Source organism: Streptomyces xiaopingdaonensis (assembly GCF_000262345.1).
GTDB lineage: Bacteria > Actinomycetota > Actinomycetes > Streptomycetales > Streptomycetaceae > Streptomyces > Streptomyces xiaopingdaonensis.
The window spans coordinates 1-11194 of sequence record NZ_AJTQ01000142.1; the positions used below are offsets into that span (position 1 = coordinate 1).

Here is an 11194-nt window from a genome sequence, read left to right on the forward strand (position 1 = left end):
GGAGAGTCGGTGCAGGCGAACGCGCCCTCGCCCGAGGTCGTCGGCGACCGCGGGGGCTCGCCCTCCACGCTGTGGATCAGCTCGTGCACCAGCCGCACCAACTCGGCCGGCTCGAAGGGCTTTTCCAGGAACGCGTCGACCCCCGCCTCGGGCGACACCGTGGCCGCGCGCTGCGCGTCGCCGCGGAGCTCGGTGCACCCGCTGATCACCGCGACCGGTAGGTGGCGGGTGCGCGGATCGGAGCGCAGGCGCTCGGCCGTGGTCAACCCGTCGAGTTCCGGCATCACCGCATCGAGGGTGACGACGTCGGGGCGGACGTCGTGCACCACGTCCAGGCACTCGGCGCCGTTGGCGGCGGTCACCACCTCGAAGCCCTCCAGCTCAAGGTTGACCCTGATCAACTGCCGGATGACGCTGCTGTCGTCGACGACGAGGACCCGGCCGGACGTACGTGGCACACCGCAAAGACTAGGCCGACGACACCGGCTGCGTCCGGGTTTTCCCCGTTTCCCGCTCCCCCACCCCGCCATCCCCCCGCCTCCCCCGCACCGCCTTCACACCTCTCCCGCCCCTTCTCCGGCCGCCGGTCCCCGTTCACTCGCACCCCCGGTGTGCTGGTAGTGTTCTTCCCGTCGTCGCCGAGAGCGGCGGCAGCGCCCCCGTAGCTCAGGGGATAGAGCAACGGCCTCCGGAGCCGTGTGCGCAGGTTCGAATCCTGCCGGGGGTACTCGCAACCCAGGCGCCCAACAGGCCCTCTGCTCAGGTGCAAGCCGAGTCGGAGGGCCTGTCGTCGTGCGCGGGTCCGTGCACGCAGGTGCCCGTGGTGTGCCCCAACGAGGGCATCACGACAGGGAGTTGTGAACTCGGTCACACGCATTGCGGGCCGTCGAAGCCCGGTTGGCGATGCCCCGGCGGCCGTCGAGGGCCCCGGTCGCCGTCATCGCGACGAAGAGGCGAGGCGAGTCGGGCGCACCGCCCGCCCGCAGCGCTCCCCGGAACGGGCCGGGTTCAGGCGGCGTCGTCGCAGGCGGTGGCGGCGGACCTGTTCTGCCACGTCGCGAGGTCGTCCCGGAGGGTGCGGAGGGTGGCCTGGCGGCGTTCGATCGCGTCGCGGCCCAGGGGCAGACGGCCGGGGAGGTCGTCGCCCGTCGTGACCTCGTGGATCAGGGCGGCGCCCTTGACCGGGTCGCCGAGTTGGGTGTGGTTGGCGGTGTCGCTCCAGTCGAGGGTGGCGTGGGCCGGTGTGCCGTCGTAGGCGGGGAGGCGGCGGGCAACGGTCGACAGGGAACTGGTGCCGAGGAAGTCGGTGCGGAAGACGCCGGGCTCCACGACCATGCTCCGGATGCCGAACGGCGGCCCGCGGGATGCGCCCGTGATGAACCACGTGGACATGCGTTGCCTCTCTGTCGTCTGCAGGGGAAGGCTCCGGTCGCTGTTTCGGTGGTGGGGCGGTTTCCACTGAACCAGCTCCGGGCGGGCGGGAGAGGCCGCAGAAGTGCCCCCGTCGTCGGGGGACGGAATGGGCCACCTTCCCGCTGCCGAACCCTCCGCGGATGCGCGAGTCTTGGGTGATGGACCGTGAGCACCCCACCAGCGCACCGATGGCGGAGTTCCTCCGCTCCGCCCGCTCGCGCCTCACCCCGCAGGAAGCCGGACTCGACGATCCCGGGCTGCTGCGCCGACGCCGGGTCTCGGGGTTGCGCCGCGAGGAACTCGCCCGGCTGGCCGGGGTGAGCGTGGACTACTACACGCGCCTCGAGCAGGGCCGCAGCCGCAGCGCCTCGACCGAGGTCCTCGACGCGCTCGCCACCGCACTGCACCTCGACGACGCCGAGCGCAACCACCTGCACACCCTCGCCCGGCCCCGGCCCACCCGGCGGCGCCGCCCCCGCCCCCAGCGCGTCCACCCGGCGACCTGGGACCTGCTGGACGCCCTCGAGGAGACCTGCCGCCCCGGCTTCGTCCTCGGACGACGCCTCGACGTGCTCGCCCACAACCGGCTCGCCGGACGGCTGATCACCGACTTCCGCGCACTCCCCGCCGCCGAGCGGAACCAGGCCCGCTTCGTCTTCCTCGACCCGCACGCCCGCGAGCTCTACCGGGACTGGGCACGCGTCGCCGCGGACACCGCTGCCATGCTCCGCCTCGACGCCGGCCGCCACCCGAACGACCCCGCCCTGAACACCCTCGTCGGTGAACTGTCCATACGCAGCGAAGAGTTCCGCCGCTTCTGGTCGGACAACAAGGTCCACCGGCGCTCGACGGGAACCAAGGACTACCACCACCCGCTCGTCGGCGACCTCACCGTCACCTACCAGGCACTCACTCCCGGAGACGACCCCGACCAGATCCTCTTCGTCTACGGCACCGAACCGGGCAGCCCGTCACAGACCTCCCTGCGCCTGCTGACCCGGTGGGACACCACAGGCGACGTCACGGCGCAGGCCCACGGGACGCGCGACTGACGCGATCCCGGGCACGGCGACACGGCAACCGGCGGCGCGCCCCGCCTCTCGGCGGCACCGCGCTCCTCGACCCGTGCGGCGTCTCATCCCCCGGTGTCGGAGTGCCCGTTGGTCATGGGGGCGATCCTCAGCAGCGGACGGTAGTGCCCTCGCGGGTGGAGCTCCGCGCGGTGGCGCACGGACGCGAGGAGGGTGCCGCGCATCGCCTCGGAGAGCAGCGCCTTGTTCCGCCACGGAGTGCCCCGCTCGTGGACGCGGACCGACAGGACGGCCTCGACCACGCGGTCGTCGAGGCAGGGAAGGTCGAGATGGAGGCCCTCCTCGGCGAAGAGGGACGCCAACCGCCGGCAGTCCGACGCCGTCGAGCGCAGAACGAGGAGGGACTGGTGCTGGCCGGAGCCGTCGGCGAGGGAAGACGTTCGAGGTCGTCCTCGGTCTCGCCATACCGCCGCCGGCCCCGGAGCTCTTCCTCCTCGCCGTCCTCGGCCTCACCGCGCTCGCCGCGGCCGCGTGCCGCTTCTCCCGTGCGCCGTGAACGGGCGCGGGGCGCACCGCCGTTGCCGTACGCGAGGTCGTCCGGCAGACGGCCGGGGCGTGACCGACGGTTCATCCCGGTCCGTAGGGGAGGTCGGGGGCCGTGCGGGAGATCTCCAGGAGGCGGTTGTACTTCGCGAGGCGCTCGCCGCGGGCCGGGGCGCCGGACTTGAACTGGCCGCAACCGGTGCCGACGGCGAGGTCGGCGAGGAAGTCGTCGGTGGTCTCGCCCGAGCGGTGGGAGACCATGCAGCCGTAGCCGGCGTCGCGGCAGAGCCGTACGGCGTCCAGGGCCTCGCTCACCGTGCCGATCTGGTTGACCTTGATCAGCGCGGCGTTGGCGACGCCCTGGTCGATCGCCTCCGCGATCAGCGTCGGGCTGGTGACGAAGTTGTCGTCGCCGACGAGCTGGACGGTGCCGCCGAGGCGCTCGGTGAGCCGCTTCCAGCCGTCCGTGTCGTCCTCCGCGAGCCCGTCCTCCAGCGACCACACGGGGTACCTGCCGACGAGGTCGACGTACCGTTCGATCAGCGCGTCCGAGTCCAACTGCGCGCCGCCGACGCGGTATCCGCCGTCGTGCCGGAGTTCGCTCGCTGCCGGGTCGAGAGCCAGCGCGACCTCCTGCCGGTCGGGGGTGTGCCCGGCGGCCGCGATCGCGGCGACGAGCAGGTCAAGCGCGTCCTCCGGCTGCCCCAGGGCCGGTGCGAACCCGCCCTCGTCACCGAGTCCGGTGGTGTAGCCCTCGGACGAGAGCAGGGACTTGAGGTGTCCGTGGATCTCCGAGCCGGCTCGCACCGCCTCGGGCAGTGACCCGGCGCCGCGCGGCGCGACCATGAACTCCTGGAAGTCCAGGGCACCCTGGGCGTGCGCACCGCCGTTGACGACGTTGAAGTGCGGTACCGGCAGCCGGGGTTCGGCCTCGGCGACCTCGGCGAGACGCTCCCAGAGCGGCATGCCGCGCGACCGCGCGTCGGCCCTCGCCGCCGCGAGCGAGACGCCCACCACCGCGTTGGCGCCCAGCCGGGACTTGTCCCCCGTGCCGTCGAGTTCGCAAAGCGCCTGGTCGACCTCGCGGAAGGAGGAGAACATCCGTCCCGCGAGGGTCTCGCTGATCTCCCCCTCGACGTGGCCCGCCGCGGTCCGCACGCCCTGTCCGCCGAACCGCTCCGGGTCGCCGTCCCGCACCTCGACGGCCTCGCGGCTGCCCGTCGACGCCCCCGCCGGCACGCCGGCCCGTACCCGGATGCCGTCCGTGGTCGTGAGACCCACCAGCAGAGTCGGTCGCGACCTGGAGTCGAGGATCTCGAACGCTGTCGTACGGGCGATACGCAACATGGCGGTGTCCTTCCGTGGAGTCGGCCTGTCCGTCCACCGCTGTGTTTCGGCACATCGGGGCGCCCGCTCGATCCCGGCGGAGGGGTGCACGGCGGCTGTGTGCCGGTCGGGCCTCGCGCGGGCGAGGGACCGTGCGTCTCGTCTGCCGCAGCACCGAGCCCTCGGTCCGCCGGACGGAAACCCGCGGCACCGGCGGCGGTTCGGGCACGGGTCGTCCCCGGAGGATTGTGCTCGGCGCCCAACCAGTGATCTTCTGAGGCGAGTTGACGGAAGAGGGGGACGGTGGACGCACACACGGAGTTGGGTCAGGACCGCGCGCACTCGGCGCGGATGTACGACTACTACCTGGGCGGGAAGACGAACTACCGGGCCGACAGGGAGGCGGCGGCCGGGGTCCTGAAGGTCTATCCGGGCGCCCTCGTCGCGGCGCGGGAGAACCGCGGGTTCATGCACCGGGCGACGCGGTACGCCGCCGAGGAGCTGGGTATCCGGCAGTTCCTCGACATCGGTACCGGCATCCCCACCGAGCCCAACCTCTACCAGGTCGCCCACCGGTCCCAACCGGACGCCAGAGTCGTCTACACCGACAACGACCCGATCGTCCTCGCCTACGACCGCGCCCTCCTGACGGCCGGCCCCCCGGCCGCGATCTCCTACATCGACGCCGACGTGCGCGCACCGGAGACGATCCTCGAACGGGCCGCCGAGACCCTCGACTTCGACCAGCCGGTGGCACTCTCCCTCGTCGCGCTGCTGCACTTCATCCCGCGCGGCGACGACCCGCACGGACTGGTCGCACGCCTCGTCGAGCGCCTCGCCACCGGAAGCCTCCTCGTCCTCTCGCACGCCACCACCGACTTCGACCTGCCGGACAGCACGCAGACGGTCGCCGCAGCGGCCCGCGCGTACGAGGAGAAGGGGCTGATGCTGGGGAGGGTCACCCGCGAGGAGATGGGCGCCTTCTTCGAGGGGCTGGAGCTCGTCGCTCCCGGCCTCGTGCCGACCTCCGAGTGGCGTCCGGACCTCGACCTCGCCGAGGGGCTGCAACGCCTGCCGGGAATGATCAGCCCGGACGAGGTCGGCGTCTGGGCGGGTGTCGGCCGCAAGCCGTAGCGCGCCGACCGCGGGACGCCGCGCGGAGCCGGCTGCGCGCGCAGGCAGGGTGTGTCAGTGGCGCCGGAGCGGCGGCGCCCGGCCTTACGCTGTCCCGGCCGCCCGGAGCGGCCGGGGGCGCCTGCGTACGACCGGCCGTCCGCGCACGGGTGCCGGCCGCCCGCCCGGGCACCACCGCCCGCCCGGCCAGGGAGGCGCCCCTTGCGGCCCCGCACCCGTCCACGCCCGCGCACCCTCCTCGGCCGTACGCCGCTGGCCGGGCGGTATCCGGCCGCCGTCGCGCTCTCGCTGCTGGCGCTCTGCCCGTATCTCGTGCTCACGACGGCCACCACGCTGATGGAGCCGCTGCTCCTCCGCGAGCTGCACGCCACGCGGTTCGGCCTCCAACTGGCCACCGGGCTCTCCAACGCCGCCTACGCGTTCGGCGCCGTCGCCGCGGCCGACATCGTCCAGCGGGTGCCGCGTCGGCACGTCTACTTGGTCTGCGAGTGCGGGTTCGTCGCGGGCTGCGTGCTGGTGCTGTGCGCCCAGGGGGCCGCCGTCTTCGTCGCCGGCATGGTCCTCCAGGGGCTCGTCACGGGGATGTTGCTGGTCGCTGCGCTGCCGCCACTGGTCACCGGGCACGGTACGCGGCGGCTGCCGACGACCGCGGCGGTGATCAGCCTCGGCCTCTTCGGGATGGCGACGTGCGGTCCCCTCGTCGGGGGGCTCGTGGGCGCCTTCGGCGGATGGCGCCTCCTCTTCGCCGCGCTCGCCGTGCTCGCCCTCGTCGGTGTCACGATCGGTGCCCTCGCCTTCGAGCCGAACCAACCCCCCGCACAGGGCGCGGCGTTCGACTGGCTCGCCATTCCGCTGGCGCTCGGCGCCACCCTGCTGCCGTTCTTCGGCGTCTCCTGGCTGACGAGGGGCTCGTTCACCGATCTGCTCTTCCTCGTGCCCGTCGCCTTCGGCCTGTTGCTGGGTGCCGCGCTCGTGGCGGGGCAGTACCACGCTCCGCGTCCGCTGATGCCGGTGCGGCCGATCAGCAACACGCTGCCCGTCGCCGGGATGCTGGGGGCCATGACCGTGGGGGCGGTCTTCACGGCGCTCGTCGAACTCACGGAGGGCTACCTCGTGGACGTCGCCCGCGCCTCGCCTTTGCAGGTGGGATTGTTGCTGGCGCCGCAGCTACCGGGGGTGGTAGTCGCCGCTCTGCTCTTCCGGCGGTTGCTTCCCACCGCGGGGGTGCCGTTGCTCGCACTGTCGGGGCTGGCCGGTGTGGCGGCGGCGGGTGCGGTGCTGCTCACCGCCACGCCGTCCGACGCGGCGGTCGTCGTGCCCGTCGCCGCGCTCCTCCTCGGCTACGGGGCGGGCGCCGGGGTGGCGCCCGGGCTCTTCATGGCGGGCCTCTCGGTGCCCTCGACGCAGATCGGCCCGACCTTCGCCCTCGTCGAACTCCTGCGCTCCGAGGCCGCGTTCCTCGTCGGGCCGGTCCTCCTCCGCATCGCCGACGCCGAGGGCCTCGCGGGCGGGTTCCGCCTCGCCGTCGGGGCGTCCCTCGTGCTCACGGTGCTCGGGGGTGCGCTCATCGTCGGCGTCTACCTCCTCGGCGGCGCCCGGCTCCGTCGGCCCGACCTGTCGGCCTGGATCGCCGGGGAGTCCACGGCCTACCACTCGCCGCGGCTCGGGGCGCGGCTGCGGAAGGGATGAGCGCGGGGCTCTCCCGCCTGCACGGTGCGCGGGGCGCGTTCGGGGCTTGCCGTCCGCGCACGTGCGGTCGCCGTGCGCCGCTGGTGGGTCAGCGGGGGGCCGTGCCGGAGCTGCCCGCGTAGAGGACGGTGGCGAGTTCCTCGTCGAGGGACTGGCGGATCTTGCCGAGGACGTCGCCCGAGACGGCCTCGTCGACGACCTCGACGACGCAGCGCGCGGCGTGGATCGCCTTGGGCGGGTCGAGGCCGCTGCGCTGCGCCACGCGGTCGAAGAACTCGTGGCGGTCCATACGCGCGCCCGTGACGGGTTCGTCCTGCGCGTAGGCGACGCGGCGGAGGTGCTCGCCTATCTCGTGCGGGAGTTGGTCGGCGAGGTTCTCCGCCTGTGTGGCCTGGATGCGCTCGGCGAGCGTCTCCAGGGTGGCCCGCGTGACCGCCTCGGCCTCCCCGCGGCTGCCGAGGCCGGCGCGGGCCTGCACCTGGCCGATGAACGCGTCGTGCTGCATGGGTGCCTCCGTGCTTCGGGGGCCTGCGGCGCTCGGACGGGGTGTGCCCGGCGGCCGTGCGCCGCAGGTCCGTGCTGCGACTTCCGTGGCCTGGTCAGGTGTTGGGCGTACTCGCGCTGATGTCGCCCAGGGCCGAGGACGGTTCCTGCTCGACGGAGAGGTCGCCCAGCGTGACGACGCCGACCACGCGCCCGTCGTCGAGAACCGGCAGCCGGCGCAGGGCCTTCCCCCGCATCAGCTCCACCGCGCCGCCGACCGGCTCCTCCGGAGCGACCGAGACCAGTTCGCTGCTGCACGCCTCGCGCACCCGTATGCCCGTGACGTCGCCGCCGCGGGCGAGGATGCGCACGGTCAGGTCGCGGTCGGTCACCAGCCCCCGCGGTTCGCCGGCCTCGGTCACCAGCACCGCACCGATGTCCTCGTCCCGCATCCGTGCGGCGACGTCGCTCACGTACGCGGTGGTGCTGACCTGCACCGGTGCTTCCGTCATGATCTCCCGTACCGTCCGGGGCATCGCATACCTCCGAGGTCTGCTCGCGGGACCGACGGCATCGGGCGGCCGGTCGGTGTGCCGGGTCTCCCGTCCGGCGCGGACGAAACACGGGGGCTTGCGGGGTTGATCAGCATCGGTGGACGGGGTCTACCGCTACGGGGGAAGTGCGGGTCGAGGGGCGAACGGCGTCGGCGCGGGGGATGCCAGTCGGAACGCGGGAGTTGGGCACGAGACGCCGTCTTCGCGGACGGAGCGCCCTGGGCAGGAAGGGGTTTTCGACCTGCTGGCAGAAGACTGGAGCGAGCACCGATCGCCCTGCTGACGACGACCGGCGCGCGCACCGGGCAGGCCGGGATCGCTCCCCTGATGCACTTCGGCCTCGGCGGCAGACGGCTCGTCGCCACGTCGAAGGCGGGGATGGACACCCGCTCCGCCCGATATCACAACACCAGGAACAGCCCAGCCGGCCGTGGAGACCGGCACCGAGCAGTGCACCGCGACCACCTAGGTCGTCCCGGATGACGAGCGGAACGAACTCTTCGCGAGAGTCGCGGAGTTGGCCTCCGGGACACGCCGGCTACCAGGCGATGGCCGAACGCACCGTTCCGCTCGTGGCGCTCGTGCGCGAACAGCGTCTGCCCGGCGGACGGACTCGGGACGGGGCGCGCGGCGGCCCGGGCGGTCCCGAACCCGTCCGCGTGCGTACGGCAGGGCGGCCGAGGACCCGCGACCGACCCCCGCTTGCGCAGGGCGAGGTGCGCCGCTGCCGGCGGGTCCGTGCCGACACCTCTCAGCCGAGCCTCCGGTGCCGCCCGAGAGCGACCTCGACCTCGCCGACGCGGAGGAAGGGACCGCCTCCCCTTCTCGGACACGACCGCGCGGCCGCCGAGTGGACGCCATGGCGACATCCTTCCGCTGCCCGAGGTCGGCAACGCCCGCAGGACGCGCCGCGGCCGCGGCTGTGCCCGACCGCCCCGCCGTACGGCTAGTTTGGCGCGGCAGGGACCCGTCTGCCGTAAGGACTGCCATGAGGGATCTGATCGTCACCGAGAACATCACGCTCGACGGCGTGATCGAAGCGGCAGGCGACTGGTTCGCACCGGCGAACACGGACGGCGACCGCTCGGACATGGCGGCGGCGTTGCAGCGGCAGGCCGAGATGGCCGACGCCTTCCTCACGGGACGGGTCACCTTCGAGGAGATGCGGAGCCACTGGCCCCGCCGGGCCGAGGACGGCTCGTACGTCGCGGAGTATCTCGGCCGGGTGCAGAAGTACGTCTTCTCCGGCACGCTCACCCGCCCCGAGTGGCAGCACACCACGGTGCTCAGGGGAACGCTGGAGGCCGAGATCCGCGGGCTGAAGGCGGAACCGGGGCGGGACATCGTCGCCACCGGCAGCATCTCCCTCGTCCATGCACTCGCCGCGGCCGGCGTCGTCGACGAGTACCGCCTCTTCGTCCACCCCGTGGTGCTCGGCGCGGGGCGGCGGCTCTTCCCGGACGGGGCCGCGCCACGCCACCTGCGCCTCGCGGAGACGTCGGCCTTCGCCTGCGGGGTCGTGCTGCTCCGGTACCGGGTGGGGTAGCGGAGCAGCAACGGGAAGGCGCGGGCGGCCAGTTGCTGCGCGGCGGATCGACAGTGCCTACCACTGCGCCGGGCACAGGGCGCACCCGGCCGACCTCCTCGATCCGCAGCTCCGCGCCTGCGACTCCCCGGAGCGGGCGGACGCCCCCTGACGAGCGAGCCCGTTGCCCGCCGTCAACCGTCCCGGGGCTCCGAACTCCCCTCCACGAGTGCCCGTTTGGCCTCGGTGTCCAGGCTGAGCGAGAGGACGTCGGGGCGTGCGTAGTGGCCCGACGCGTCGAAGTCGAGGCTCTGGCGGATGATCTCGTCCGTGTCGACCTCCGCGTAGAGGAGGCACTCCTCGTCGTGGACGGGGCCGGCGAGGAGGTCGCCGCGCGGCGAGACGACGGCGCTGCCGCCGCGCATCAGCAGGTCGTCGGGGTCCGTGCCGAAGAGCGGTGCGTAGTCGTCCGGGTAGTCGCGGCGGCGCATCACTTGGCAGGCGGTGAGGACGAAGCAGCGTCCCTCCAGAGCGATGTGGCGGACGGTGGGCAGCCAGGTCTCCCGGTCGTCGGCCGTGGGCGCGCAGTAGATCTCGACGCCCTTCGCGTACATGGCGGCCCGCAGCAGCGGCATGTAGTTCTCCCAGCAGATGACGGCACCGAGCGCGCCCGCAGGGGAGTCGACCACGGGGAGCGTCGAGCCGTCGCCGAAGCCCCAGATGAGCCGCTCCGCCCCCGTGGGCATCAGCTTGCGGTGATGACCGACGCGCTCCCCGTTCTCGTCGATCATGACGGCGGTGCAGTACAACGTCCGCCCCACCCGCTCCACGACACCGATCACGACGAACACCCCGTGCTCCCTCGCGGCCGCGGCCACCACCGCAAGCTCCGGACCGTCCAGCTCCACCGCCGCCCGGTACGACCGCAGGAACTCGTCCCTGCCCTCCTCCGTACGCCTGCCGACGGGGCTGCCGAAGGAGAGGCCCTTCGGGTAGGTGCCGAGGAACGCCTCAGGGAAGACGACGAGCCGCGCACCGGCCACCGCGGCCTCGGCGAGCGCGGCGGCGGCTTTGCGGGCGGTTGCGTCGGGGTCGAAGGCTATGGAGCCGAGTTGGGCTATGGCGGTTTTCGTCATGCCTGTACTTTCTTGCGTCGGGGGCGGGGAGGCTGACGGGTGGTGTCGTGGGGTGCCCACGGTGGGGGATGTGTGCGGCCTGTGTCGATGCGCGGGGTGGCGGGGGTCGTGGCTGCGTGGTGCCGGACTCGTATTGTCTTGGTGAACTACCTTGCGTCAGTGGTTACTTGGTATCTTAGGGGCGTTGTGTTCGTTTTCTTCCATTGGCCCGATTCCACGAAAGTGGTCGGAACCAGCCTCTTCGCCTGACAACACCGCAGCTCGCGGAGGGTGCTCCCCGCGCGGGCGGGGGTGGTCCCCGGATCGACTCCTATGCCAACGAGGTCCGTGGGTGCTCCCCGCGCGGGCGGGGGTGGTCCC

Annotated in this window: 12 protein-coding genes and 1 tRNA gene; 6 read left to right on the plus strand and 7 right to left on the minus strand. The window is 72.9% G+C overall.

Annotated elements, in window-relative coordinates:
- Positions 1–458: response regulator (locus tag UWG_RS0111725; protein WP_016907404.1), on the minus strand; the 458-nt coding region annotated here is incomplete at its 3' end.
- Between the two features lie 197 nt (positions 459–655).
- Here UWG_RS0111725 and UWG_RS0111730 point away from each other — a divergent pair.
- Positions 656–727 (plus strand) — tRNA-Arg (locus UWG_RS0111730).
- Positions 728–1008: 281 nt separating this feature from the next.
- Here UWG_RS0111730 and UWG_RS29865 read toward each other — a convergent pair.
- Positions 1009–1392, minus strand: coding sequence for a Rossmann-fold NAD(P)-binding domain-containing protein (locus UWG_RS29865; protein ID WP_016907405.1), 384 nt, complete (start codon positions 1390–1392; stop codon positions 1009–1011).
- Positions 1393–1553: 161 nt separating this feature from the next.
- Here UWG_RS29865 and UWG_RS0111740 point away from each other — a divergent pair, with 161 nt between their 5' ends.
- The gene (locus tag UWG_RS0111740; protein ID WP_016907406.1) at positions 1554–2465 is read left to right on the plus strand and encodes a helix-turn-helix transcriptional regulator; all 912 of its coding nucleotides are present in this window, start codon (positions 1554–1556) and stop codon (positions 2463–2465) included.
- Positions 2466–2548: 83 nt separating this feature from the next.
- Here the strand turns inward: UWG_RS0111740 and UWG_RS33955 are convergent, their stop codons facing one another.
- Both UWG_RS33955 and eno read right to left on the minus strand, forming a co-directional pair.
- Complete coding sequence (locus UWG_RS33955; protein ID WP_157838551.1) at positions 2549–2836, minus strand: asparagine synthase-related protein; 288 nt, start codon at positions 2834–2836, stop codon at positions 2549–2551.
- A 235-nt stretch (positions 2837–3071) separates the two neighbouring features.
- Positions 3072–4334, minus strand: a complete 1263-nt coding sequence (eno, locus tag UWG_RS0111750) for a phosphopyruvate hydratase (RefSeq protein ID WP_016907408.1) — start codon at positions 4332–4334, stop codon at positions 3072–3074.
- A 282-nt stretch (positions 4335–4616) separates the two neighbouring features.
- Between eno and UWG_RS0111755 the strand changes: the two genes are divergently transcribed.
- Positions 4617–5447: an SAM-dependent methyltransferase gene (locus UWG_RS0111755; protein WP_016907409.1), complete on the plus strand. Its 831-nt coding sequence runs from the start codon at positions 4617–4619 to the stop codon at positions 5445–5447.
- A 201-nt stretch (positions 5448–5648) separates the two neighbouring features.
- On the plus strand, positions 5649–7136 hold the full coding sequence (locus tag UWG_RS0111760) for an MFS transporter (RefSeq protein WP_016907410.1): 1488 nt from the start codon (positions 5649–5651) through the stop codon (positions 7134–7136).
- Positions 7137–7224: 88 nt separating this feature from the next.
- On the opposite strand, the gene UWG_RS0111765 is transcribed toward UWG_RS0111760, so the two are convergent.
- Positions 7225–7641 (minus strand): DUF2267 domain-containing protein, encoded by a 417-nt coding sequence (locus UWG_RS0111765; RefSeq protein WP_016907411.1) that lies wholly within the window; start codon positions 7639–7641, stop codon positions 7225–7227.
- 94 nt (positions 7642–7735) lie between these two features.
- On the minus strand, positions 7736–8155 hold the full coding sequence (locus tag UWG_RS0111770) for a CBS domain-containing protein (RefSeq protein ID WP_016907412.1): 420 nt from the start codon (positions 8153–8155) through the stop codon (positions 7736–7738).
- A gap of 54 nt (positions 8156–8209) precedes the next feature.
- Here UWG_RS0111770 and UWG_RS34240 point away from each other — a divergent pair, with 54 nt between their 5' ends.
- Entirely contained in the window at positions 8210–8656 is a 447-nt protein-coding gene (locus UWG_RS34240) for a nitroreductase/quinone reductase family protein (protein WP_420235625.1), read from the plus strand.
- 505 nt (positions 8657–9161) lie between these two features.
- A complete protein-coding gene (locus UWG_RS0111775; protein WP_016907413.1) occupies positions 9162–9719 on the plus strand; it encodes a dihydrofolate reductase family protein in 558 nt (185 codons plus the stop codon).
- A gap of 173 nt (positions 9720–9892) precedes the next feature.
- On the opposite strand, the gene UWG_RS0111780 is transcribed toward UWG_RS0111775, so the two are convergent.
- On the minus strand, positions 9893–10834 hold the full coding sequence (locus UWG_RS0111780; protein ID WP_016907414.1) for a carbon-nitrogen hydrolase family protein: 942 nt from the start codon (positions 10832–10834) through the stop codon (positions 9893–9895).
- Positions 10835–11194 lie beyond the last annotated feature (360 nt).

What these genes read in the sequence shown, in the direction of transcription:
- UWG_RS29865 (WP_016907405.1), bottom strand. Translation starts at nt 1,392, where the DNA reads ATGTCCACGTGGTTCATCACGGGCGCATCCCGCGGGCCGCCGTTCGGC.
- UWG_RS0111740 (WP_016907406.1), top strand. Translation starts at nt 1,554, where the DNA reads ATGCGCGAGTCTTGGGTGATGGACCGTGAGCACCCCACCAGCGCACCG.
- UWG_RS0111775 (WP_016907413.1), top strand. Translation starts at nt 9,162, where the DNA reads ATGAGGGATCTGATCGTCACCGAGAACATCACGCTCGACGGCGTGATC.
- UWG_RS0111780 (WP_016907414.1), bottom strand. Translation starts at nt 10,834, where the DNA reads ATGACGAAAACCGCCATAGCCCAACTCGGCTCCATAGCCTTCGACCCC.
- UWG_RS0111765 (WP_016907411.1), bottom strand. Translation starts at nt 7,641, where the DNA reads ATGCAGCACGACGCGTTCATCGGCCAGGTGCAGGCCCGCGCCGGCCTC.
- eno (WP_016907408.1), bottom strand. Translation starts at nt 4,334, where the DNA reads ATGTTGCGTATCGCCCGTACGACAGCGTTCGAGATCCTCGACTCCAGG.
- UWG_RS0111770 (WP_016907412.1), bottom strand. Translation starts at nt 8,155, where the DNA reads ATGCCCCGGACGGTACGGGAGATCATGACGGAAGCACCGGTGCAGGTC.